The organism is Nucisporomicrobium flavum (genome assembly GCF_016464385.1).
Lineage (GTDB): Bacteria > Actinomycetota > Actinomycetes > Mycobacteriales > Micromonosporaceae > Actinoplanes > Actinoplanes flavus_A.
The window spans coordinates 127,067-150,842 of record NZ_JADMLH010000013.1 but is presented as its reverse complement, the minus strand read 5'-3'; the positions used below and the strand labels follow the sequence as shown (position 1 = coordinate 150,842).

Below are 23,776 nucleotides of genomic sequence, written 5' to 3'. Positions count from 1 at the left end.
TATGAGACTTCAGACCCCGCTCGGCTCCCTGGCGTACGACGACACCGGCAGCGGCCCGCTCGTCGTCTGCCTCCCCGGGATCGGCGACAACCGCCAGTCGTACCGGCACCTCACCCCGCTGCTCACGGCCGCCGGGCACCGGGTCGTCACGCTGGACCCGCGCGGGCAGGGCGAGAGCGACGCCGTCTGGCCCGACTACTCCCCCGACGCGACCGCGGACGACGTGCTCGCCCTGCTGCGGCACCTCGACGCCGGTCCGGCGCTGCTCCTGGCGAACTCGTACACGGCGGCGTCGGCGGTGCGCGTGGCCGCCGTCGCCCCCGAGGCGGTGTCGGGCCTCGTCCTCACCGGGCCGTTCGTGCGGGTCATGCCCAGGCCGAACGCGTTCCTGCGGCTCGCGGTCGCCGCGGTCGGCCGCTTCCGGCCGCTGTGGATGGCGTACTGGGCGTCGTCGTTCAAGGCGCGCCGCCCCGCGGACTTCGCCGCCGCGCGCCGCCGCCTGGCCGCGCAGATGGCCGAGCCGGGCCGGATGGCGGCGCTGCGGGCCCAGTTCTCCGGCGACAAGTCGGCCTGCGAGGCGCTGCTGGGCGACGTCCACGTCCCCGCCCTCGTGGTCATGGGCACCAAGGACGCCGACTTCCCCGACCCGGCCGCGGAGGCGCAGCTCATCGCGGACCGGCTGCACGGCACGGTGATGATGATCGAGGGCGGCGGGCACTACCCGCACGCGGAGTTCCCCGAGCGGACCGCGGCCGCCGTACGGTCGCTGTCCACAGGGCCCGGAGCAGGCGGCGACGGAGTCACTAAACTCGCGGGGTGACTTCCGCTCCCCCGCTCACCGGTCCCGCGTTCGACGTGCTCAGCCGGGTCTTCGGCTACTCCGGGTTCCGTGGCGGGCAGCACGAGATCATCGAGCACGTCATCGCCGGTGGCGACGCGCTCGTGCTCATGCCCACCGGCGGCGGCAAGTCGCTCTGCTACCAGATCCCCGCGCTGGTGCGCCCGGGCACCGGGGTGGTGATCTCGCCGCTCATCGCGCTCATGCAGGACCAGGTCGACGCGCTGCGCACGCTCGGCGTGCAAGCCGGCTTCCTCAACTCGACGCAGGAGGCGCACGAGCGGCGCCGCACCGAGCAGCAGTTCCTCGCCGGCGAGCTGGACCTGCTCTACGTCGCGCCCGAGGGCCTCGGCTCGCACGCCACCCAGCGGCTGCTCGACCAGGGCCGGATCGCCCTGTTCGCGATCGACGAGGCGCACTGCGTCGCCCAGTGGGGCCACGACTTCCGCCCCGACTACCTCAACCTGTCGATGCTGCACGAGCGCTGGCCCGACGTGCCGCGCATCGCGCTGACCGCCACCGCGACCAGCGCCACCCGCGAGGAGATCGCGACCCGGCTCGACCTGACCGGCGCGCGGCACTTCACCGCGAGCTTCGACCGGCCCAACATCCAGTACCGCATCGTGGGCAAGAACGAGCCCCGCCGGCAGCTGCTCGACCTGCTGCGCACCGAGCACAAGGGCGACGCGGGCATCGTCTACTGCCTGTCACGCGCCTCGGTGGAGAAGACCGCCGAGTTCCTCACCCAGCAGGGCATCGCCGCCCTGCCGTACCACGCCGGCCTCGACGCGCAGACCCGCGCGTCGAACCAGAGCCGGTTCCTGCGCGAGGACGGCCTGGTCATGGTCGCGACGATCGCGTTCGGCATGGGCATCGACAAGCCGGACGTACGGTTCGTGGCGCACCTCGACCTGCCCAAGTCGGTGGAGGGCTACTACCAGGAGACCGGGCGGGCCGGGCGGGACGGGCTGCCGTCGACGGCGTGGCTGGCGTACGGGCTGCAGGACGTGGTCCAGCAGCGCAAGATGATCGAGACCTCGGACGGCGACGCCGCGCACCGGCGCAACCTGGGCGCGCACCTCGACGCGATGCTCGCGCTGTGCGAGACGGTCCAGTGCCGCCGCGCGCAGCTCCTGGCGTATTTCGGCCAGGCCGCGGATCCCACCTGCGGCAACTGCGACACGTGCCTGAACCCGCCGGAGTCGTGGGACGGCACGGTCCCCGCCCAGAAGCTGCTCTCCACGGTGCTGCGGCTGCAGCGGGAGCGGGGACAGAAGTTCGGCGCCGGGCAGTCCATCGACATCCTCCTCGGCAAGACCACCGAGAAGGTGACCCAGTTCCGCCACCACGAGCTGTCGGTGTTCGGCATCGGCACCGAGCTGCGCGAGCAGGAGTGGCGCGGCGTGGTCCGGCAGCTGCTGGCGCAAGGGCTGCTCGCGGTCGAGGGCGACTACGGCACGCTCGTGCTCACCGACGCCAGCGGCAGCGTCCTGCGCCGGGAGCGGGAGGTCATGCTGCGCCGCGAGCCGGAGCGCACCCGCGCACCCCGGGCCCGGCGCGCATCCTCCGGCAGCGGCGGCGCGGCGCCCGCGGCGGACCTCGACGCGGCGGGCGCGGCGGCCTTCGAGCGGCTGCGCGCCTGGCGCGCCTCGGCGGCCAAGGAAGCCGGCGTCCCGGCGTACGTGATCTTCCACGACGCGACCCTGCGCCAGATCGCCGCGCTGCAGCCCGGCTCGCTGGCGGAGCTGTCCACCGTCAGCGGCGTCGGCGAGAACAAGCTCGCCAAGTACGGCCAGCCGGTCCTCGAAGCCCTCGCCGCGGGGTGAAGCAGCCGGGAAATCGGTGACCGGGCCGGGGCCCGGCGTGGCATGCTGCGGCATCGCTTCGAGAGGTTCGAGAGGGAAGAGCATGACGCATGCAGTTCGGTGAGGCCGTCGACCACCACCTGAGCACCATCGCCGCCCGTGACCTGGACGCGTTCCTCGCGACCGTGCACGACGACGTGAGCCTGATCGCCCCGAACGGACGGCTGCTCGCCGGCCGGGACGAGGTGGCCGCCTTCCACCGCGACTGGTTCGGCGACCCCGACTGGAGCTGGACCCTCGAGCCGCTGCGGCGCACCGAGGCGGGCGGCACCGGCATCGCCGTCCACGGCGTGACCTACAGCGACCTCGACGCCGAGGGCCGGCCGTATTCGATGACGTACGTGCTGACGCTCGTCTTCGCCCGGGTCGACGGCGCGTGGCTTCTGCTGCACGACCAGAACACGCTGACCTGAGGTCATGACGACCGATTTCGACGACGCGACCCGCGACCGGATGGCTGCCATCGAGGCCAACTGGGACGAGCGCACGCCCATCCACCTGGTGAGCCGGTTCTACGACGTGGCCGGGCGGGACCCTGAGGACTGGTTCGCCGCGTACGAGTGGGCGGACCTCGGGGACCTGACCGGCAAGGACGTCCTGCACCTGCAGTGTCACCTGGGCACCGAGACGGTCGCGTTCGCGCGGCGGGGAGCGCGGACGGTCACCGGGCTCGACCTGTCCGGCGCCGCTGTCGAGGCCGCCCGGCGCATCGCCGCGGACGCCGGGGCGGCGGTCGAGTACGTGCGGGGCAACGTGTACGACGCGGCGGCGCTGCTCGGCGGCCGCCGGTTCGACGTGGTTTACACCGGCAAGGGCGCGCTGTGCTACCTGCCGGACCTGCAGCGCTGGGCCGCGGTCGTCGCCGGCCTGCTGCGGCCCGGCGGAGTCGCGTACGTCGTGGAGTTCCATCCGGTGCTGCGCTCCCTCGGGCTGGTCGATCCGGAGCCCGGCGAGGCGCTCACATTGCGTCACGACATGCTGGGCGGCCGGGGTGCGGCGGAGCTCGACGCCACGCACACGTACACCGACGGGCCCGCGCTGACCTCGGCCACCACGAGCTACGAGTGGGAGCACGGGCTGGGCGAGGTGGTCACGGCGCTGAGCCGGGCCGGGCTGGGCGTACGGTCGCTGACCGAGAGCGACGAGCTGCCGTGGCCGCGGTGGCCGCACATGGAGCGCACCGCGCGGGGATGGTGGCGGCTCCCGGGCACCGCACCGAAAGTGCCCCTGTTTTACGCCCTGCTGGCAGAAGCCTCAAGCGCAGACCCGGGCGGCCGATCAGTCACGGCGTGAACCCCATGGTGCCGTTCCCGCTGCCGGGCACTCAGCTCGTGCACGTCGGCCGGCAGCCGATCTTCGACGTGCGGGGCGACGTCGTCGCCTACGAGCTGCTGTTCCGCGGCAGCATGGACGCGGTCGAGGCCGGACGCCGCGACACGTACGCGACGAGCCAGGTGATCGTCAACACGTTCACCGAGTTCGGCATCGACGAGGTCGTCGGGGACCGCACCTGCTTCATCAACATGACCCGGGAGTTCCTCACCGGCGAGCTGACCCTGCCGTTCGGCCCCGAGCACGTCGTCCTGGAGGTCCTCGAGAGCGTCGACGTCGACGACGAGGTGATCGCGGGCATCACCGCGCTGGTCGCGCAGGGCTACCGCATCGCGCTGGACGACTTCGTCTGGGGTTCCGGGCACGAACGGCTGCTGCCGCTGGCCTCGTACGTGAAGCTCGATCTGCTGCAGGGCGACCTATCGCACCTCGACGAGATCGTCAAGGAGTGCCGCGAGTTCCCCGACATCCAGATCGTCGCGGAGGGCCTGGAGACCGGCGAGCAGCTCGCGCTGAGCAACCGGTACGGCTTCGAGCTGCGCCAGGGGTACGTGCTCAGCCGCCCGCAGGTGCTGACCGCCACCAGCCTGACCCCGTCGAAGCTGCGCCGCCTCGAGCTGATCGGGGAGCTGAGCGCCGCCGACGCCGACCTCGAGAAGATCCTGCACATCATCGCCGGCGACCCCGCGCTCACGATGCGGGTGCTCCGCGCGAGCAACTCGGCCGCCGTGGGGGCGACCAGCCGCGTGTCCTCCGTACGCCAGGCCGTGGTCATGCTCGGCCTCGCGCACATCCGGCAGTGGGCGATGCTCATGGTCGTCGACGACGTCGCGGAGGCCACCGAGGCCCAGATGGCCGAGGCGCTGACCCGGGCCCGGCTCTGCGAGAACGTCGCGCCGGCCTTCGGTGCGAGCGCCGACGCCGCCTTCATGGCCGGCCTGATCACCGCGGTCGCCGGCCTGCTGGCGATGAGCCCGGCGGCGGTGGCCCACCAGCTGCCGCTGAGCCCGGAGGTTGCCGCGGCGCTGGAACGCGGCACCGGCCCGCTGGGGCAGGTGCTGCGGGTGGTCAACGCGTACGAGCGCGGCGACCTCAGCGAGGTGTCGGCGGCGTACGCGGGCGAGGACCTGTCCGGCACCGTCATGGCCGCGATGCGCTGGTCGACGATGGCCGTGGCGGCCACCCAGCCCGCCGTTGCCTAAGTCCTACTGAAAAAGTAGGCTTTTCGGTATGGTCAACCTGCCACCGGCCACCCGCCTCGCCGGCCCCGTCGACACCGCGACCTACGGCGAGTACCGCATCCCCGACACCCCCGGGCCGCTGCTGCGCTTCACCGGCCGCATCACCGACGACGGCGAGTTCACCCCGCGGCCGCAGCGCTACCACGTGTACGGCGGCTGGTTCTGCCCCTGGTCGCACCGCGTCGCGATCACCCGTACTTTGGCGGGCCTCGACGACATCGTCAGCATGTCCTTCGTGGACGGCGAACGCGACGGCCGCGGCTGGGCGTTCCGCGAGCAGTACGGGCCCGACCCGGTCAACGGCTTCGCGTTCCTGCGCCAGGCGTACGAGGCCAGTGAGGAGGGGTTCGACGGGCACGTGTCCGTACCGGCCCTGTGGGACCGCGTGCACGCCCGCCTGGTCAGCAACGACAGCCACACCATCGGCATCGACCTCGCCACCCGCTTCCGCCACCTGGCGACGCCGCTCGTGGACACGTACCCGGAGCACCTGCGCGACCGGATCGAGGAGCTGGACCGCCGGCTCGGCCCCACGGTCAACCACGGCGTGGGCGCGGCGACCCGCCCCGGCCCGGCCCGCGCGGCGCTGCTGGAGGCCTTCGAGCAGCTCGACGACCGACTGTCCCGCTCCCGCTACCTGCTCGGCGACGCGCTGACCGAGGCCGACATCCGCCTCTGGGTCACGCTGGTCCGCTACGACGTCGGCGCCAACGCGGCCCGCACGATCAACCCGGGGCTGCACGTGTACCCGCACCTGTGGTCGTACGCCCGGGATCTGTACACGATCCCGGCCTTCCGCGACACGACGGACTTCGCGGCCTTCAGCCGCCCGGACGCGAACCTGCCGGACTGGTCCGCCCCGGCCGACCGCTGACCGCCGCACCCCAGCCACCCGCTACGGTGCAGGCCGGCGATCGACGGAGGGCACATGACGGAACCCCGGGCGAGCGCCGGTGCGTGTCTCGTCCGCACCTCCCTCTCGCCGTCGGAGATGGCGGAGATGTTCGAGAACCGGCGGCGGAACGGCGGTGCCGAGGCTTCCTAGGTGGGCTCCGCCTGCCGGGCCGCGGAGGCTTCGCGGCGCTTGCGGACGATGCGACGGACCACGGCGACCGCGACCGGTACGCCGAACCAGAAGTTGTACGCCCGGTCCCCCACCGCGAACACCGCCGCGATGGACAGCAGGAACCCCAGCGCCAGCGCGCCCTGGCCCACGTACGCCCGGCGGAACAGGTCCGGCGGCGTCCCCGGCCGGTACAGCGCGTGCGCCTGGACCTGGCGCACCATCAGCATGAAGAGCAGGCCGGCGAGCGCCTGCACCGACGCGTACAGGATGAACCGGAATTCGAACGCCCCGTCGGCGCTGAGGACCTTGGTCACGAACGGGGTGAGGATCTGCATGAGCAGCCAGCCGAGCGTGAGCAGGGTCAGCGGGCCGCGGGTGCGGTCGACGTGGCGGAAGACGCGGTGGTGGCCTCCCCAGTGGGCGCCGATCACGACGAAGCTGATGAGGAACGCGATGTAGTCGCCGCGTTCCTCCGATATCTGGTCGAGGACGCCGTGGGTGGTGAGCGCGCCGGGGACCGGCAGTTCCAGGGCGAGCAGCGTGATGGCGATCGCGATGACGGCATCGCCGAAGAACGTCAGGCGTTCGGCCGCGACGGCGTTCGGCTCCGCCTCCGCCGCCTCCTCGAGGGGTCGTGCATGATCCATGAGCGCGAAGCGTAGTGGTCAGCGCCGATTCTCGCGGACCTCGGTGAGGCGCCCGGCCAGGAACGCGCGTTCCGCGTCGTTGCCGGACAGGGCCAGGGCTTCCTCGTACGCGGATTCCGCCTCGTCCCAGCGGCCGAGCCGGCGCAGGAAGTCGGCGCGGGCGGCGCTGAGGTAGCCGTACGTGGCCAGCGCCGGCTCGTCGCGCAGCGGTTCCAGCGCGGCCAGTCCCGCCTCGGGGCCGTCGCGCATGCCGATGGCCGCCGCCCGGTTCAGGTCGACGACCGGGTTGGGCCACAGGGTGCGCAGGACGTCGTACAGGCCGCAGATCTCGACCCAGTCGGTGTCCGCCCAGGCCGGGGCCTCGGCGTGCACCGCGGCGATCGCCGCCTGGACGGCGTACCGGGTGGGTGGCCGGCCGCTGAGCGCCTCGGTGAGCAGCGCGGTTCCCTCGGCGATGCGGCCGGTGTCCCAGCGGCCGCGGTCCTGGTCGGCCAGCAGCACGAGGCGTCCGTCCGGGGTGGCGCGGGTGTCGCGCCGCGCGTCGGTGAGCAGCAGCAACGCGAGCAGCCCCGCCACATCGCCGTTGCCGGGCAGCAGCCGGTGCAGCATGCGGGCCAGGCGCAGCGCGCCGTCGGTGAGGTCGCGGCGCACCAGCCGCTCCCCCACCGGCGCGGTGTGGCCGGTGGTGAAGACCAGGTGCACGACGTCGAGGACCGCGCCGACCCGGACGGGCAGATCCTCGGCCGACGGCACCCGGTACGGGATCCGCGCCGCCGCGATCTTCTTCTTGGCGCGGGTGATCCGGGCCGCCATCGTGGCCTCCCGGACCAGGAAGGCGCGGGCCACCTCCACGGTGGACAGCCCGCACAGCAGGCGCAGCGTGAGCGCCACCTGGGCGTCGCGGGCCAGCGCCGGGTGGCAGCAGGTGAAGATCAGCCGGAGCCGGTCGTCGTCCACCACCGGCCGCTCCTCGTCGGCGGGAGCGACGACGGCTTCCTCGGTGACGAGCAGCGGGAGCGTGCGGCGCAGCACGGTCTCGCGGCGCAGCAGGTCGGTGGCGCGGTTACGGGCGACCGTGGTGAGCCAGGCGCCGGGCCGGTCGGGGACGCCGTCGCGCCCCCACACCTGCAGGGCGCGGGCGTACGCGTCCTGCGCGCACTCCTCGGCGAGGTCGAGGTCGCGCGTGACGCGCACCGTCGCGGCGAGCACGGAGGCCCACTCGCGCCGGTGCGCGTCCGCGACCGCCTCGGCGATCGCGTCGGTCAATTCCGCTCCACGAGCGGGCGGATCTCCACGCCGCTGTGGCTCGCGGCGACCTCGGGCAGCCGGCTCGCGAGGGCGATGGCGGCGTCGAGGTCGGGCGCCTCGATCAGGTAGTAGCCGCCGAGGACCTCCTTGGTCTCGACGAACGGCCCGTCGGTGGGCACCGGCCCGCTGTCGCCGGCGCGCAGGCTGGTCGCCGTGGACGCGGGCTGCAGCTGGGCGCCGCCGAGGTTCGCCGGTCCGGCCGCGGCCGCGAAGGCCCCGTGCGCGGCGCCGTGCCGCTCCCACTCCTCCGGCGTCATCGCGTCCCACTGCTTCTCGTCGCCGTAGATGAGGATCAAGTACCTGGCCATGTGTTCCGTCCGATCTCGCGGGGCCCTTGCGGCCCGTTCATCAGATCCGACGAACGGGCCCGCCGCGCATCGACACTACGGGGTGGCCGTTCCCGGGCCCCCGTACCAGCGGATCAGCGCGGCGCCCACGGACATGCCGCCGCCGAAGCCGGCGACCAGGACCAGGTCGCCGTCGGCGAGCGCGCCGGAGCGCGCGGCGGTGTCCAGGGCCACGCCGGCCGATCCGCTGCCGGTGTTGCCGTACCGGTCGAGGACCAGATGGGTACGCGCGGTGCTGAGCCCCGCCGCGTCGACCAGCTCCTGGATCATCACGCCGTTGGCCTGGTGCGGCACGAAGTGGTCGATCTGCTCGGCGGTGACCCCGGCCCGCTTGAGCAGGTCGGCGAGCACCGGGGGCACCCCGGCCATGACGAAGTCGCGGACGCCACGGCCGTTCATCCGGAAGAAGTGGTCGCCGTCCGCGACGGTCTCGGCGGAGGCGGGCAGGCGGCTCCCGCCGGCCTTGACGTGGATCAGCCCGTGCCCGTCGCCGCGGGTGACCAGTTCGAGGTCGACCAGCCCGTACGGCGCCGGCACCGCGCCGACCACGGCCGCGCCGGCCCCGTCGCCGAACAGGATCGCGGTCCGGCGGTCGTCGAAGTCGAGGATGCGCGAGTACACGTCGGCGGCCACGACCAGCACGACGGCGTCCGGCTTGACCGCGATCAGGCTGTTGGCCAGGGCCAGGCCGAACACGAACCCGGCGCAGACGACGTTGATGTCGAAGCAGGCCGCCCGGTGGGCGCCGAGCGCATGCTGCACCAGCGAGGCGGTCGGCGGCTGCGGCGAGTCGCCGGTGGAGGTCGCGACGATGATGTAGTCGACCCGGTCGGCGGCGATCCCGGCGCTCTGCAGGGCGGCGACCGCCGCCTTGGTGGCCAGGTCGGAGGTGGCCTCGTCGGGGGCGGCGAAGCGACGGGCCTCGATCAGGGTCTTACGGGAGATCCACTCGGGGGTGGTGTCGGTCACCCGCTCCACGAGCGCCTCATTGGTGACCTCGTGCTCGGGCACGTACGAGCCCGTGCCGAGGATCCCGACGTGCGGTATCGACTGCATGCCCGCACTGATCGGCGCGCGGGCGGCCCGGTTGAGGAACTCTCTGCCCGTTGGGGCCGCGTCACAGGCTTTTTACGATCAGGCCTTCCTATTCTGAGCTTGATTCACAATGCTCTATCTCAACCCGGCCCGACCACGGCCGGGACGAGAGGAGAAACGGTGCGCACCAGAGCCATCGTCACAGCGACCACGCTGGCCGCCTCGGCCGCGCTGGCCGCCCCCGCCACGCTCGCCGCGGCAGCGGAGCCGGCACCCGTCACCCCGGCCCTCGCCACCAGCCGCGCCACGAGCGCGGTCGCCGGGCACAAGGCCGCCTTCGCCGCGGGCGCGTCCGACGCGTTCTCGCAGCGTGACGTGCTGATCGAGAAAAGCGGCGCGAGCCACGTGCACTTAAACCGCGCGTACCGCGGGCTGCCCGTCATCGGCGGCGACGTCATCGCCCACCTCACCGGCACGGGCGCGCTGAGCGCCGTGACGAAGACCCAGAAGGCCCCGCTCACGCTGTCGGCGACCCCGTCGCTGAGCGCGGCCAAGGCGGTCGGCGCGGCGACGAAGGCCCTCGGTGGCACGGCGATCGCCGGCGCCGCCCCGAGCCTGGCCGTCGACGCGCTGCCGGCGACCCCGGTGCTGGTGTGGCGGACGACGATCACCGTGCCGGACCCCGCGGGCGGGGACGGCGTGACGCACGTGCTCATCGACGCGCACAGCGGCAAGGTCGTCGACAAGTGGAGCGAGGTGCAGACCGTCGAGGGGTCCGGCACCGGCTACAACGTCGGCACGGTGCCGCTGGACACCACCAAGTCGGGCTCGACGTACCAGCTCAAGGACCCGGTCCGGGGCGGCACGTACACCACCGACATGAACAACCGGCGCATCGGCAAGGGCACCCTGTTCACCGACGCCGACAACGTCTGGGGCACCGGCACCCTCGCCAACGACCAGACGGTCGCGGTGGACGCCCAGTACAGCGTCGCCGAGACGTGGGACTACTACCTGGAGACCTTCGGCCGCCAGGGCATCGCCGGCGACGGCGCGGGCAGCTACAACAAGGTCCACTACGGCAACAAGTACAACAACGCCGGATGGTCCGACAGCTGCTTCTGCATGATCTACGGCGACGGGGACGGCACCAACTTCGGCCCGTTCACGGCGCTGGACGTCGGCGGCCACGAGATGACCCACGGCGTGACCTCGCGGACCGCGGGCCTGGTCTACAGCGGCGAGTCCGGCGGCATCAACGAGTCGATGAGCGACGTCTTCGGCACCCTGGTCGAGTTCTTCTCGAACAACACCACGGACGTCGGCGACTACCTGATCGGCGAGGAGATCTCGGTGGACGGCACGCCGCTGCGCTTCATGGACGACCCGTCCAAGGACGGCGCCTCGGCGAAGTGCTGGAGCAGCACGGTGGGCAACCTCAACGTGCATTACTCCTCCGGCGTCGGCAACCACGCCTTCTTCCTGCTCGCCGTCGGCAGCGGGGCGCACACCGTCAACGGCGTCTCGTACAACAGCCCGACGTGTGACGGCAGCACGGTCACCGGCATCGGCAACGACAAGGCGGGCGCCATCTTCTACAAGGCGCTGACCACGTACATGACCTCGAACACCAAGTACGCGGACGCCCGTACGGCCACGCTGAACGCCGCCCGCGACCTGTACGGCGCCGGCAGCGCGGAGTACAACGCCACGGCGGCCGCCTGGTCCGCGGTCAACGTCGGCTGACAAGTCTCACCGCGGGGCCGCGCGCCACGGTGCGCGGCCCCGCACCGCGCAGAGATAATCATGACTGTGACCAACTGGGAGTACGCACGCCTCGAGTACCGTGCCGCGGGCACGTTCGGCGCCGACCGCTTCATGGACTGGACGGCCACCTTCTACCACCCGGGTGGCGTCCTGCGCTGGGGCACCGACGAGCGCTTCGACGACCTGAAGCACCTCAACCGGGCGGGCTCAGCCGGCTGGCAGGCGTACGACCGGGCCGCCATCCACGTCGTGAACGAGCCGCACCGGCTGCACGGCGTCACGTACTCGATGCGCCGCCCGATCCCGTAGCCCCGGCCGCCGCGGCCGCAACCTGCTGGGCGATGAAGAGGCCCGCGCGGTCCAGCGCCCGGTCGGCCTCGTCGAGCGTGCCGGCGAAGGCCTGGAACACGTGCGGCACGCCGGCGGTGACGTCGAGGATCACGTCGACCTCGGCGGCCCGGGCCCGCTCCGCGATCCGCGTCGAGTCGTCGAGCAACAGCTCGTTGGTGCCCACCTGCACCAGCATCGGCGGGAAGCCGGTGAGGTCCGCGCAGACCGCCGGGCTGAGCAGTTCCTGACGTGGATCCTGCCCGGCCAGGTACATGGCGCCGGTGCGGGCCAGCCCCTCGCCGGTCAGCAACGGGTCGGCGGCCGCCCTGCTCCGCATGCTCTCCCCGGAACGGGTGGCGTCCAGGCCGGGCGAGAAGGCCACGAGCGCGGCGGGCATCGGCAGGCCGGCGCGGCGCGCGGCGAGGCAGGTCGTCACGGTGAGGCCACCGCCGGCGGAATCGCCGGCGAGGACGACGGTCGCCGGGTCCGCGCCGTCGTCCAGGAGGGCACGGTACGCACCGACGGCGTCCTCGATCGCGGCCGGGAAAGGATGCTCGGGAGCGAGCCGGTAGTCCAGCGAGTACGCCCGCAGCCCGGTCCGGACGACCAGGTTGGCGGTCAGCGACAGCGCGGTCCGGGGCGAGCCGAACACGAACGACCCGCCGTGGAAGTAGAGGATCGTCCCGGCGCGCGGGCCGTCCTCCGGCTCGACGAGCAGCGCGGGCCGCCCGCCCAGCGAGCCCGGCGTGGTCCGTACGCCGCCGGGCACGATCATGCCCGCCATCAGCGCCTCGAACCCGGCGCGGATCTCCTCGACCGGCCGCGGGCCCGCGGGCGCCGGCCGGCGCAGCAGCGCGTCGATGCGCGCGCGTTGTGCCATGCTCATGAGCTAGAGTATATGCCGTGGAATACACCTCCCGGGACGGCCTGCTGGGCTTCTTCGACGACCTCGTGCGGTGCGAGACGCGGCTCTACAACGCGCTCAACGACCGGCTCCGCGAGCGGCACGGCATCGTGACGTCCCAGTACGAGTTCCTGCGGCACCTGCGCGACCATCCGCGCTCGCGGGTCGGCGACCTGGCGGTCCGGTTCGCGATCGGCGTCGGGGCCACCAGCAAGGGAGTCGATCGGCTCGAGAGCCGCGGCTGGGTCAGCCGGGAGCCGAACCCCACGGACCGCCGCTCGTCGGTGCTGGTCCTCACCGACGGCGGCCGGGAGCTGGCCGACGCGGCGGAGAAGACGGTCGCCGAGGGCCTGCGCGAGCTCGTCGCGGGCCATGTCGGCGCGCCCGCCGCGCGTTCGCTCGCGCGGTTGCGGGCGGCACTGGAAGAGGACCAGATCGGCATCCCCGCGGGCTGAGGCCGCGCGATCCCGACCGGCAGCAGAGGCGCGCTTGAGGCCCGCTTGAGCCCGGCCGCCGATGACATCTTCCGCGAGCGTCACGAGGGAGTTGAGCATGTCGACGGCAGCAGCAATCAGTGACGGGCCGAAGGGGACCGACGCCCTTCTCTCGCTGGCGCACGCCACGGTCTCGTGCGCGGGTGTGGTGGGGCGGCCCGGCCCGGCGCTGGACGTCCACAGACGCGCCGTCATCGGCCTCGAGGAGGTCCGGAAGCTGGTCAGCACGTTGCGGTACTGAGCCCGCTCCGGGCAGGGCCGGCCGTCAGACGTAGTCCTCCAGCAGCGCCGGGGTCAGCCCGGCCTTGTGGATCGCGCGCAGGGCGGCCAGGAAGTCGTCGACGAACGCCTCCCGGAAGTGCATGAGGATGATGTCGCCCGGCTGGACGCGGTGCCCCTCCTGGTAGCGCACCTTGCCCTTGTGGACGGTCTCCTTCCACATGAACGCCGCCTTCATGCCGCAGTCGTGGGACGCGGTGAGCGTGGTGGCGTCCTTGTTGCCGAAGGGCGGCCGGAAGAGCACCGGGCGGCGGCCGTACCACTGGGCGAGGCGGTCCGCGGAGCCGCAGATCTGATGCTTCTGCACGGCGTACGGCTTGCCGCGCAGGTTCGGGTGGCTGATCGTGTGCGCCTCGACCACCGCGCCCGCCTCGATCATCGGCTTGAAGTAGCCGGGGTCGTCCTTGACCGCGTCCGTGGTGAGGAAGAGCGTGACCGGTACGTGCGCCGCGGCGATGAGCTTCGGCGCCTCGGGATGCTTCACGAAGCCGTCGTCGATGGTGATGAAGGCGACCTTCTGCGTCGTGGGGATGCGCAGCAGGTACGGCACCTTCCCGCCGGCCGCCGGGGCGATCTTCTGCGCGGGCGGCGCCGGCGGGAATACAGGGATGTCGGAGTCACGCCAGCCGTCGTGCTGCCGGTCGGGACGGCTGCTCGCCGGCGCGGGGCTGCTCGGCGCGGCCGCCGACGGTGAGGAGGAACCGGCGTGGAACTGCGGGGCGGCGGTCGTGGAGCAGCCCGCCAGGGCGAGCACCACGGACACGGCTGTGACCCTTCGCAAGATCGACATGGTGGGACATGGTCATCCCCGGCATGTCAGACCGAGGTGAAGTACCTGTCGGCGCGCGTACCGCGACTGGCGGTCACCGATCGGCGGCCGCGCCAGGCCATCACGGACAGCACCGAGGCCGCCGACAGCAGCGAGCCCGCGCACAGGACCGAGCCGACCGAGAACACCGAGGCGAACGAGCCGACCGAGCCGATGGACAGCCCGGACCCGACCGACCCGATCGACAGCACGGAGTCCCTGGAGCAGATGCTGAGCACGGAGTTCTCCGAGCGGATGGACCACTTCGAGTTCATGGCCCGCGATTCTGCCGTACGCGCGCCCGCGGCGGGGGGCACGCCGTGGCGCACCCCCCGCCGGTGGGTCAGCTGCTGAACACCTGGAACTCGGCGGCGACCGCGTTGTTCGCGGCGGCGGAGCCGGTGGCGCAGTCGCTGACGCTGCGCGGGTCGTTCTCCTGCTCACCGGCGTAGAGCGGGTTGCCGGTGCACTGGTTGGTGAGCACGCGAAGCTTCACGTGGGTGGCCAGGGCCGGCCGCACCGCGAACGACTTCAGCACCAGGTTGGGCACCTTCGGCCGGAACTGGCCGGTGTCGAAGGCGTTGGCCGGGCTGGTGAACGCCACCCGGTACCCGGCGTCGCTCGCGCAGTCCGCGCCCGCGGCCGCGTTGCAGGTCAGGATCTCGAACTGGCGGACCGTGCTGAACATCGTGCTGGTGGCCGCTCCGGCGCCCGGGAAGGCGCTGAGCTGCACCCGGGAGACCAGCTTCGCCGCGTCGGTGGGCAGGTCCACGGTGACCTGCCGGCCGGCCGCGCCACCGGTGGCGGTCCACGCCGTGCCCTCGGCCTCGTCGGTGAGCCGGCCGAGGTTGGTGCCGTCACCGGTGATCGTCGCGCCGGCCGCGGCCGAGGCGAGGTTCGTGGGCATGACCACGCCGACCTGGGAGGTGACCCCCGGGTAGATGGTCTGGGTGAACCGCTTGTGGCCGAAGCCCGCGCCGATGGCGAGGAACCGGTACGTGCCCGGCGCGAGCGTCACGGTGTCGGGCAGCGCGGTGGCCGGGTCGGTGTCGGCGATCGGCACGGAACCGAAGTCGTAGTCGCCGACGTAGAGCCGGACCGGCTTGCCCGCGGCCTCGCCGAGCGCCTTGAACGTGACCTCGGAGTTCTCCACGTACGGCGACGCGAAGCTGGGCACCGGGTCGGCGTCGGACGGGCCGCTGGCGGCGCCGGCGCCCATGCCACGGGCGGCGAACGCGTTCCACAGCAGCTCGGCGTTCGCCCCGTCGAAGCGCAGCGCGTCCGCGGTGATCATGTTGTCGCGCATGTCCAGCATGCTGATCTGGCCGGTGGCCGCCAGCAGGTACGAGTCGAACACCAGCTGGATCCAGCGCCGGTTGCCAGGGCACTCGGTCGCCGGGGTGGTGCCCGCCGCGCAGCTCTCCTGCTGCGCCCGGGTGCCCGAGCCGTACCTGGCGATGAGGGCGCGGCGCACGTCGAAGTTCGTCGCGCTCCAGATCTCACCGTCGGGGTGCACGGCCGAGCCGCGGTCGTACCCGTAGTTGGAGTAGTTGAGCGGGCTGTTGCTCATGTCGTAGTTGCGGATGCCGGTCGCGAGGTCGCCGGTGACGTAGCCGCCGGTGACGTACGGCGTGTTGCCCCGCGGGGTGTAGCCGCTCTCGAACAGGTACTCCATCGCCGTGAGGTCGGACCAGCTCTCCCCCATCGCGCCGCCCTGCGTCGAGCTGATGCCCGCGTCGGGACCGGCGACCATACGGTTGCTGATCGCGTGGGTGTACTCGTGCCCGATGACCGTCATGTCGAAGTCGCCGTCGACGCACGGCGGGTACGCGGCCCCCGCGAACGGCTGCCACATGTACATGTTCGTGGTGGGCTGCATGCCGTCCGGCGGGGTGGCCTGGTTGGCGTTGTTGCGCGTGGTGGCGGTCGCGGCGCCCTGCTGGGCGTTACCGCGCTCGGCGTCGCCGCCCTTGCCGTACGGCAGGGTGTTCGCCTTCTGCAGGTTCCAGGTCGCCTCGGTGAAGCCCAGCTTGTACGACCAGTCGTGCATGCGGTTGTGCATCGCGAACAGGTTGGCCGTGGCGGCGTCCACGTCGGCCTGCTGCGGCGAGCTCAGCGTGGCCGGGTCGCACTTGCTGGTGTTCCACTGGTTCGTGAACGGGTAGACGTACTCGCGGTCGGTGCGGGTGGCCGCGGGCGTCGCCGGGCTGCCGTCGCCCCACAGGCGGACCGACTCGGCGGAGTTGCCGGTCGTGGTGAACGTCGGCGTCCCCGTGGCGGCGTCGACGTCCCAGGGCTTGCCGGTGGCCGGGTCGAGCACCTGCCGCGCGCAGCCGGTCGCCGCGGTGGCGCACCACAGCTGGCGGGTGTCGGCACCGCCGGCCGGCGGCGTGGCCGGGAAGACCTTCCAGTGCGGGTCGTCCTCGGCGAAGTTCACGAGGTTCTCGCGCATCAGCACCGAGCCGTCGACCGCGTCGACGTACGTCGTGTAGGCCAGCGGGTGGTCGGCGCTCTTGCCCATCACGACGACCTCGTAGGCCGCACGCGGGTCGGCACCGGGCATCGGCACGGCCACCAGCCGGACGCGGGAGTCGGCCAGGCCGGCCCGGGCGATCTTCGCGTCGGTCAGCGCGGCAGCCAACGCGTCGGCGGCCTTGAGGCGAGCGGCGGCGGGCCTGGCGGTGCGCGGGCTCAGTGAGGACGTGACGCGCAGGACGTCGCCGTCCTTCACCGCGACCGCGACCAGGCCGTCGTGCGCGGCGGGCAGGCCGCCGTACCGCTGGCGCAGGAGCACGACCGTGCCCTTGCCGATCCTGGTCTGGGCGACGGTGTCGAGCTCGTCGACCGCGGCGGAGCGCAGCGAGAAGAGGCCGGCGCTGTTCTTGAGGTAGCGGCGGGCGACGGTCTCCGGGGTGCCGGCGAGCCCGGTCGCGAGGCGGCCCTTCGCGGGCGCGACCGAGGCCGGGGTGCCGAGCCTGTTCCAGCGGGTGACGAGGTTGTCGTCGCGGACGAGCGACCGCTGGCCGGCAGTGGGAGCTGCACTGCCGCCGCGGTTGTCGACGAACTCGTAGTCGGGATCGAGGTCCTCGCCGGTGAGCGGCGTGGCCGCGGCCGGCGAGGGGTCGGCGGGTGCCGCGTTCGCGCCGATGGGCGCGGTGGCGATGATCGTGGTGGCGGCGATGATTCCGGCGACGGCGGACCGTCTGCGTATGCGCACGCATGCCTCCTGCAAGTCGTCCCAGGGATCTCCCGGACGCCCGAGACACTACGGGAAGATCGACATACGTGGATACCCTCCGCGGACGTCTCGACTCCGCCCGTGACCGCGGCTAAGTAAATTGCCTTCAGTCCTTTCGTGGGCGGCGGCGGGGCGGTTGGATGGGGCACAGGAGGTCGCTCATGACTTCGCTGGAAGAACTCGCGGCCGGGCTGCGCACGGCGCTGGGCTCGGACCGGGTGGTGTCCGACCGGGTCGAGCTGCGGACGTACGAGTGCGACGGCCTCGCCCACTACAAGGTCACGCCGGGGCTGGTGGTGCTGCCCCGGGACGCCGGCGAGTGTGCCCGTACGGTCGCGGCCTGCGTCGCCGCCGGCGTGCCGTTCGTCGCCCGCGGGTCCGGCACCGGGCTGTCCGGCGGAGCCCTCCCGCACGCCGACGGCGTGCTGATCGTGACGGCGAAGATGCGCGACATCCTCGAGGTGGCGCCCGCCGACGAGCGAGCCGTCGTGCAGCCGGGCGTCATCAACCTGCAGGTCACCCGGGCCGCCACGGCGCACGGCTACTACTACGCGCCCGACCCGTCGAGCCAGCAGATCTGCTCGATCGGCGGCAACGTGGCCGAGAATTCCGGCGGCGCGCACTGCCTGAAGTACGGCTTCACCACCAACCACGTGCTCGGCGCGGAGATCGTCACGCCGGACGGCGACCTGGTGGAGCTCGGCGGGCGGGCCCCGGACACCCCCGGCTACGACCTGCTCGGCGCGTTCGTCGGCTCCGAGGGCACGCTGGGCATCGCCACGCGGGTCACCGTACGCCTGACCCGCCTGCCGGAGTCGGTGCGTACGCTGCTCGCCGCCTTCGCGACCACCGACGCGGCCGGAGCGGCCACCTCCGCGATCATCGCGGCCGGGGTGGTGCCGGCGGCGGTCGAGATGATGGACGCGCTCGCGATCGAGGCGGCCGAGGCCGCCGTGGCCTGCGGCTATCCGCCCGGCGCCGGCGCGGTGCTGATCGTCGAGCTGGACGGCCCGGCCGCCGAGGTCGCCGCCCAGTTCGCGCAGGTCACCGCGCTGTGCGAGGCCAACGGCGCGACCGAGTTGCGGATCGCCGCGGACGACGCCGAGCGGGCGCTGTTCTGGAAGGGCCGCAAGTCGGCGTTCGCCGCGGTCGGGCGGATCAGCCCCGACTACATCGTGCAGGACGGCGTGATCCCGCGGACCGCGCTGCCCGAGGTGCTGCACCGCATCGGCGAGGTCGCGGGCGCCCACGGCGTACGGGTGGCCAACGTCTTCCACGCCGGCGACGGCAACCTGCACCCGCTGGTGCTGTTCGACGCGGCCACCGACGGCGAGGCCGAGCGGGCCGAGGAGGTCTCCGGCGCGATCATCGACCTCTGCATCGAGTACGGCGGGTCGATCACCGGCGAGCACGGCGTGGGCACCGACAAGGCGAAGTACATGCCGCGGATGTTCACCGACGACGACCTGGAGACCATGCAGCTCCTGCGGTGCGCGTTCGACCCGGCCGGGCTCGCCAACCCGGGCAAGATCTTCCCGACGCCGCGGCTGTGCGGCGAGGTGCCCCGGCGGCACAGCGCCTCCGACGCGCCCGCCCCGGCGGAGATCTTCTGATGGACTGGCGGCCGGCGACCGAGGACGACCACGTGGCCGGCGTGCCGGCGCGCTTCGTCGCTGCTCCCGGGAGCACCGAGGAGGCGTCGGAGCTGCTGCGCGCGGCGGCCGCGCATGACTTCGCCGTCGTGGTGCGCGGCGGCGGCACGAAGCTCGGCTGGGGGCCGCCGCCCCGGCGGCTCGACCTGATCGTGGACACCCACCGGCTCACCGGCGTCGTCGAGCACGCTGCCGGGGACCTCATCACCGTGCTGCGCGCCGGCACGCCACTGTCCACGCTGGACTTCGGCTCGCAGCAGCTCGCGCTGGACAGCCCACTGCCCGGCGCCACCGTCGGCGGCAGCGTCGCGGCGAACATCAGCGGCCCGCGCCGGATGCTCTACGGCACCGCCCGCGACCTGCTCATCGGCATCACGGTGGTGCGGCCGGGCGGGACGGTCGCGCACTCGGGTGGCAAGGTCGTCAAGAACGTCGCCGGGTACGACCTGGGCAAGCTCTTCACCGGCTCGTACGGCACCCTCGGGCTGATCACCGAGTGCGCGTTCCGGCTGCACCCGGTGCCCCCGGCGCGGGCGGTGGTGACGCGTACGGTCCCGGCGTCCGGGCTGGGCGCCCTGCTGGCGGCGGTCCGCGACGAGCAGGTCGTGCCGTCCGCCGTGGAGGTGGACCGCCCGCCGGACGGCGAGGTCACGGTCGCCGTGCTGGTCGAGGGCACCGCGGAGGGCGTCCGCGACCGCGCGGCCCGGCTGGAGAAGGTCCTCGGCGGGCAGATCGGCGAGCCGCCGTCCTGGTGGGGCGCGTACCCGTGGCAGCCCGGCGGCACCGGCCTGAAGCTGACCGCCGCGCTGTCGAAGGTCCCGGACCTGGTCGAGGCGGCGGCGGAGACCGGCATCCGCGGCTCCGCCGGCACCGGCGTCCTGTACGCCGCCGTCGGCAGCGATCAGGACGCGCCCCGCATCGTGGAACGGCTGCGCGCCGAGACGGTCCGCGCGGGCGGGCACACCGTCGTGCTGACCGCGCCGGCCGAGGTCCGGCAGGCCGTCGACATGTGGGGGCCGGTGCCGGGTCTCGACCTCATGCGGCGGGTGAAGGACCAGTTCGACCCGGGCCACCACTTCGCGCCGGGACGCTTCGTGGGAGGCATCTGATGGTCGACAGCACCTGGGGTACGCAGGACGGTCCGCGCGATGTGCTGGGGCCGGTGGCCGGCGAGCCAGCGTTCGACGACCACCGGCCCCCGCGCTCCGACATCGTCGACGACTGCGTGCACTGCGGCTTCTGCCTGACCACCTGCCCGACGTACGCGCTGTGGGGCGAGGAGATGGATTCCCCGCGCGGCCGGATCTACCTCATGAAGGAGGGCCTGGACGGCGAGCCGATGACCGCGTCGATGGTCCGGCACTACGACCGCTGCCTGGGCTGCATGGCGTGTGTGACCGCGTGCCCGTCGGGAGTGCGCTACGACCGGCTCATCGAGGACACCCGTGCGCAGGTCGAGCGGCGCTTCGACCGTACGCCCGCCCAGCGTGCCCTGCGTGCGGCTATCTTCTCGCTGTTCCCGTACCCGCGGCGGTTGCGGCTGCTGCGCGGGCCGCTGCGGGCGTACCAGGCGTCGGGCCTGCAGCGCCTGGTCGCACGGACCGGCCTGATGGAGCGGCTGGGCCCGACGCTGGCCACGCTGGAGTCGCTGGCGCCGCGGCTGGGCCGGGTGCCCGCTCCCCCGCGCCTCATCCCGGCCCGCGGCACGCGGCGGGCGGTGGTCGGCGTGCTGACCGGCTGCGTGCAGGGCGCGTTCTTCCCGGACGTGAACTCGGCGACGATCCGGATCCTGGCCGCGGAGGGCTGCGATGTCGTCGTCCCGCGCGGGCAGGGCTGCTGCGGCGCGCTGAGCGTCCACAACGGACGCGAGCGGGAGGCGCAGCGCTTCGCCCGGCGCCTCATCGACACGTTCGCGCGCGCCGGCGTGGACCACGTGGTGGTCAACGCGGCGGGCTGCGGCTCGTCGATGAAGGAGTACGCCGACCTGCTGCGTGACGATCCACGGTACGCCGAGCCCGCCGCCGCGTTCGCCGCGAAGGTGCGCGACCTGTCGGAGATCCTGGTCGAGCTGGGCCCGGTCGCGCCACGGCACCCGCTGCCGCTGACGGTCGCGTACCACGACGCCTGCCACCTCGCGCACGCCCAGGGCGTACGGGCCCAGCCCCGCGCCCTGCTGTGGGGAATCCCCGGGCTGACCGTGAAGGAGATCGCCGACCCGGAGATTTGCTGCGGTTCGGCCGGCATCTGGAACGTGCTGAACCCGGAGCCCGCGGCGGAGCTCGGCGACCGCAAGGCCCGCAACGTCCTGGCCACCGGCGCGGAGCTGCTGGTGACCGCCAACCCCGGCTGCCTGATGCAGGTCGCCGCCTCGGTACGCCGCCTCGGCGGTGAGATCGCCCTCGCGCACACCGCGAAGGTGCTGGACGCCTCGATCCGTGGCCTGGATCCGGGAGCGCTGCTCCGGCGGTCGTAGCGCCGTCCACGGCGGCAGCGGGGCAGCTCGCCGCCGCCGTGAAGGGGCGGCGGCCGGGCCCTCTCCTCCCGGCCGCCGCCCACGGCACCCGCCGGCGGTCGTCCCACTCACCAGGCACCGGCGGGCACCTGCGCGGCCGGCCGCGATGGGCCGGCCGCGAGGCCTTCGTTCCTCAGCGGGCGGCTACCGGCCGAGGAGGGGTCGCCATGCCCGAACCGATGAAGAAGCTCGGGTGCGGCGGCTGGTTGTACGCGGTGTTCTGCCACGCGAGCGCGGTGCGGTACTGCGAGTCCTGCAGCAGCGTGGTGATCCGCCGGTCGGTCGGCACCGGGGTCGAGTAGATCCGCAGCGCCGTGTTGTCGCTCGTGGGCCAGATGACTTCCTCGCGCCAGTCGCCGAGCAGGTCGCCGGAGAGCGAGGGCGTCGATTTGGTGCCGTTGTTCGAATGCACGCCCGAGGCCGTCAGCAGCCGCGTGTCACCGGAGGTGCCGTACTTGTCGATGTGGGTGCCGTCCAGCAGTTCCCGTACCGGGTCGGCGTCCCACCAGGCGAGGAAGTTGGTGGAGCCGGGTTTGCGCGACGCCACCACCGCGCCGGACGGGCTGCGGACGCCGTCGGGGATCGACGACCACGACTCCGCACCCGGGCTGCCGGCCCAGATGTCGCCGGAGACGCCACGGCCGTTGTCCCCGGCGGCCGGGGTCGACCACAGGATCTGACCGGTACGGGCGTCGGCGAACCAGGACGACGGCTTGCTCGCGTCCTCGTCCACCTTGAACACCTCGAGCCCCGGGCGCGCCGGGTCGAGATCGCCGACGTGCAGGGTGTCGCCGTGGCCGTAGCCGGTGTTCCACAGCCGGGCGCTGTTGTCGTCGATCGCCAGCGAGCCGTACACGATCTCGTCGCGGCCGTCGGCGTCCACGTCCGCGATCGCCAGCTGGTGGTTGCCCTGCCCGGCGGTGCCCGGGTTGGTCGAGCTGTTGCTGTCGAAGGTCCAGCGCCGGGTCAGCGCGCCGTTGCGGAAATCCCAGGCCACGACAACGGTACGGGTGTAGTAGCCGCGGGCCATGATGAGGCTGGGCCGCTGCCCGTCCAGGTACGCGGTCCCCGCCAGGAACCGGTCGACGCGGTTGCCGTACGAGTCACCCCACGACGAGACGGTGCCCCGCGGCGGCACGTAGTCGACGGTGGACAGCGCCGCGCCGGTACGCCCGTCGAACATCGTCAGGAATTCGGGGCCGCTGAGGATGTACCCGCTGGAGTTGCGGTAGTCGGCGTTGGCGTTGCCGATGACCTGCCCGGTGCCCGAGACCGTGGCGTCCGCGGTCTTCATGGCCACCTCGGCGCGCCCGTCGCCGTCGTAGTCGTACACCTGGAACTGGGTGTAGTGCGCGCCGGCCCGGATGTTGCGGCCGAGGTTGATGCGCCACAGCCGGGTGCCGTCGAGCCGGTACGCGTCCACGTACACCGGGTCGGTGACGCCGGACTGCGAGTTGTCCTTGGCGTTCAGCGGCTCCCACTTGAGCACGATCTCCAGGCGCCCGTCGCCGTCCAGGTCGCCGACGCTGGCGTCGTTGGCCGCGTACGCCGAGGAGTTGGGATTCTGGATCCGTACGTCGTAGTAGCCGTTGGTGAAGCTCAGCGACGGTCCCTCCGCGGCCTGCTCGACGCCGCCGACCACCGCTCGCACCGTGTACGAGGCGCCCGCGGCGGCCCCGGCGTCGAGGTAGTTCGTGGAGCCGGTGACCGGCGCGGAGGTGATCCGGGTGCCGCCGCGGTAGACGTGGAAACCGACGTCGGACGGGTCGGTGGCGAGCCAGCGCCAGCTGACCAGGTTGCCGCTGCCGGAGCGGACGCTGACCAGGCCGCGGTCGAGCCGTTCCAGCTGCCGTGCGGCGAGCGTGCCGGCCGCGCCGGTGGACGGCGCGGCGGCATCGGCGGGGATGACGGTGAGACCGGCGCCGAGGACCACGACGGCCGGGACGAGCAGCTTTCCGAGTAGCGACATGTGGGCGTCCGCCAATCGGCAATCGGGGGTTTGGGAGCGTTCCCACCATGCCTCGCCCGCCGATCCGAGTCAATCGATTCACGTCTTTTTTTGGGAGCGCTCCCATGTCAGAATGCGGCATTCCCCTTTCACGGTTCAGCTCCC

The 23,776-nt window shown here is 72.7% G+C and carries 22 protein-coding genes; 14 read left to right on the top strand and 8 right to left on the bottom strand.

The annotated features are described in order from the left end of the window. Position 1 precedes the first annotated feature (1 nt). The 6 genes from IT780_RS28050 (at position 2) to IT780_RS28025 (ending at position 6,150) form a co-directional block, all read left to right on the top strand. Positions 2–820 (top strand): alpha/beta fold hydrolase, encoded by an 819-nt coding sequence (locus tag IT780_RS28050; protein WP_199514784.1) that lies wholly within the window; start codon positions 2–4, stop codon positions 818–820. Continuing rightward, entirely contained in the window at positions 817–2,664 is a 1,848-nt protein-coding gene (gene recQ / locus IT780_RS28045) for a DNA helicase RecQ (RefSeq protein ID WP_199514783.1), read from the top strand. The genes IT780_RS28050 and recQ overlap by 4 nt, the downstream gene beginning before the upstream one ends. Before the next feature lie 89 nt (positions 2,665–2,753). Continuing rightward, positions 2,754–3,116, top strand: a complete 363-nt coding sequence (locus IT780_RS28040; RefSeq protein ID WP_199514782.1) for a YybH family protein — start codon at positions 2,754–2,756, stop codon at positions 3,114–3,116. A 4-nt stretch (positions 3,117–3,120) separates the two neighbouring features. Continuing rightward, complete coding sequence (locus IT780_RS28035; RefSeq protein WP_199514781.1) at positions 3,121–3,996, top strand: class I SAM-dependent methyltransferase; 876 nt, start codon at positions 3,121–3,123, stop codon at positions 3,994–3,996. Between the two features lie 5 nt (positions 3,997–4,001). Further along, on the top strand, positions 4,002–5,237 hold the full coding sequence (locus IT780_RS28030) for an EAL and HDOD domain-containing protein (RefSeq protein ID WP_199514894.1): 1,236 nt from the start codon (positions 4,002–4,004) through the stop codon (positions 5,235–5,237). A gap of 28 nt (positions 5,238–5,265) precedes the next feature. After that, entirely contained in the window at positions 5,266–6,150 is an 885-nt protein-coding gene (locus IT780_RS28025; RefSeq protein WP_199514780.1) for a glutathione S-transferase C-terminal domain-containing protein, read from the top strand. Positions 6,151–6,317: 167 nt separating this feature from the next. Here IT780_RS28025 and IT780_RS28020 read toward each other — a convergent pair whose 3' ends face one another. From IT780_RS28020 to IT780_RS28005, 4 genes are all read right to left on the bottom strand, one after another. Continuing rightward, positions 6,318–6,989 (bottom strand): TMEM175 family protein, encoded by a 672-nt coding sequence (locus IT780_RS28020; protein WP_199514779.1) that lies wholly within the window; start codon positions 6,987–6,989, stop codon positions 6,318–6,320. Positions 6,990–7,007: 18 nt separating this feature from the next. Then, entirely contained in the window at positions 7,008–8,255 is a 1,248-nt protein-coding gene (locus tag IT780_RS28015; RefSeq protein ID WP_233413625.1) for an RNA polymerase sigma factor, read from the bottom strand. Further along, positions 8,252–8,605 carry a YciI family protein gene (locus IT780_RS28010; RefSeq protein ID WP_199514778.1) on the bottom strand — a complete coding sequence of 118 codons (354 nt, stop codon included), beginning with the start codon at positions 8,603–8,605 and terminating at the stop codon, positions 8,252–8,254. The genes IT780_RS28015 and IT780_RS28010 overlap by 4 nt, the downstream gene beginning before the upstream one ends. Positions 8,606–8,680: 75 nt before the next feature. Next, on the bottom strand, positions 8,681–9,700 hold the full coding sequence (locus IT780_RS28005; protein WP_199514777.1) for a 3-oxoacyl-ACP synthase III family protein: 1,020 nt from the start codon (positions 9,698–9,700) through the stop codon (positions 8,681–8,683). Between the two features lie 159 nt (positions 9,701–9,859). On the opposite strand from IT780_RS28005, the gene IT780_RS28000 reads away from it, so the two are divergent. Together IT780_RS28000 and IT780_RS27995 are read left to right on the top strand one after the other, a co-directional pair. Next, entirely contained in the window at positions 9,860–11,425 is a 1,566-nt protein-coding gene (locus IT780_RS28000) for a M4 family metallopeptidase (RefSeq protein ID WP_199514776.1), read from the top strand. A gap of 60 nt (positions 11,426–11,485) precedes the next feature. Further along, complete coding sequence (locus IT780_RS27995) at positions 11,486–11,755, top strand: hypothetical protein (RefSeq protein WP_233413624.1); 270 nt, start codon at positions 11,486–11,488, stop codon at positions 11,753–11,755. On the opposite strand, the gene IT780_RS27990 is transcribed toward IT780_RS27995, so the two are convergent. Continuing rightward, entirely contained in the window at positions 11,724–12,662 is a 939-nt protein-coding gene (locus IT780_RS27990; RefSeq protein ID WP_199514775.1) for an alpha/beta hydrolase, read from the bottom strand. The genes IT780_RS27995 and IT780_RS27990 overlap by 32 nt on opposite strands. Before the next feature lie 17 nt (positions 12,663–12,679). Here IT780_RS27990 and IT780_RS27985 point away from each other — a divergent pair, with 17 nt between their 5' ends. Then, complete coding sequence (locus tag IT780_RS27985; RefSeq protein WP_199514774.1) at positions 12,680–13,135, top strand: MarR family winged helix-turn-helix transcriptional regulator; 456 nt, start codon at positions 12,680–12,682, stop codon at positions 13,133–13,135. Positions 13,136–13,232: 97 nt separating this feature from the next. Further along, entirely contained in the window at positions 13,233–13,415 is a 183-nt protein-coding gene (locus IT780_RS27980) for a hypothetical protein (protein ID WP_199514773.1), read from the top strand. Positions 13,416–13,439: 24 nt separating this feature from the next. Here IT780_RS27980 and IT780_RS27975 read toward each other — a convergent pair whose 3' ends face one another. Then, complete coding sequence (locus IT780_RS27975) at positions 13,440–14,243, bottom strand: polysaccharide deacetylase family protein (protein ID WP_199514772.1); 804 nt, start codon at positions 14,241–14,243, stop codon at positions 13,440–13,442. Positions 14,244–14,279: 36 nt separating this feature from the next. On the opposite strand from IT780_RS27975, the gene IT780_RS27970 reads away from it, so the two are divergent. Beyond that, positions 14,280–14,615, top strand: coding sequence for a hypothetical protein (locus IT780_RS27970; protein ID WP_199514771.1), 336 nt, complete (start codon positions 14,280–14,282; stop codon positions 14,613–14,615). On the opposite strand, the gene IT780_RS27965 is transcribed toward IT780_RS27970, so the two are convergent. After that, positions 14,605–17,478, bottom strand: a complete 2,874-nt coding sequence (locus IT780_RS27965) for a M36 family metallopeptidase (protein WP_199514770.1) — start codon at positions 17,476–17,478, stop codon at positions 14,605–14,607. The two genes, IT780_RS27970 and IT780_RS27965, sit on opposite strands and share 11 nt — an antisense overlap. Before the next feature lie 182 nt (positions 17,479–17,660). On the opposite strand from IT780_RS27965, the gene IT780_RS27960 reads away from it, so the two are divergent. Genes IT780_RS27960 through IT780_RS27950 form a run of 3 tightly spaced genes read left to right on the top strand, consistent with a single transcriptional unit; the run spans position 17,661 to position 21,624 of the window. After that, complete coding sequence (locus IT780_RS27960) at positions 17,661–19,112, top strand: FAD-linked oxidase C-terminal domain-containing protein (RefSeq protein WP_199514769.1); 1,452 nt, start codon at positions 17,661–17,663, stop codon at positions 19,110–19,112. Continuing rightward, a complete protein-coding gene (locus IT780_RS27955) occupies positions 19,112–20,260 on the top strand; it encodes an FAD-binding oxidoreductase (protein WP_199514768.1) in 1,149 nt (382 codons plus the stop codon). The genes IT780_RS27960 and IT780_RS27955 overlap by 1 nt, the downstream gene beginning before the upstream one ends. Then, a complete protein-coding gene (locus IT780_RS27950) occupies positions 20,260–21,624 on the top strand; it encodes a (Fe-S)-binding protein (protein WP_199514767.1) in 1,365 nt (454 codons plus the stop codon). The genes IT780_RS27955 and IT780_RS27950 overlap by 1 nt, the downstream gene beginning before the upstream one ends. Positions 21,625–21,796: 172 nt before the next feature. On the opposite strand, the gene IT780_RS27945 is transcribed toward IT780_RS27950, so the two are convergent. Beyond that, positions 21,797–23,632 carry a rhamnogalacturonan lyase gene (locus IT780_RS27945; protein ID WP_199514766.1) on the bottom strand — a complete coding sequence of 612 codons (1,836 nt, stop codon included), beginning with the start codon at positions 23,630–23,632 and terminating at the stop codon, positions 21,797–21,799. Between the last annotated feature and the right edge of the window lie 144 nt (positions 23,633–23,776).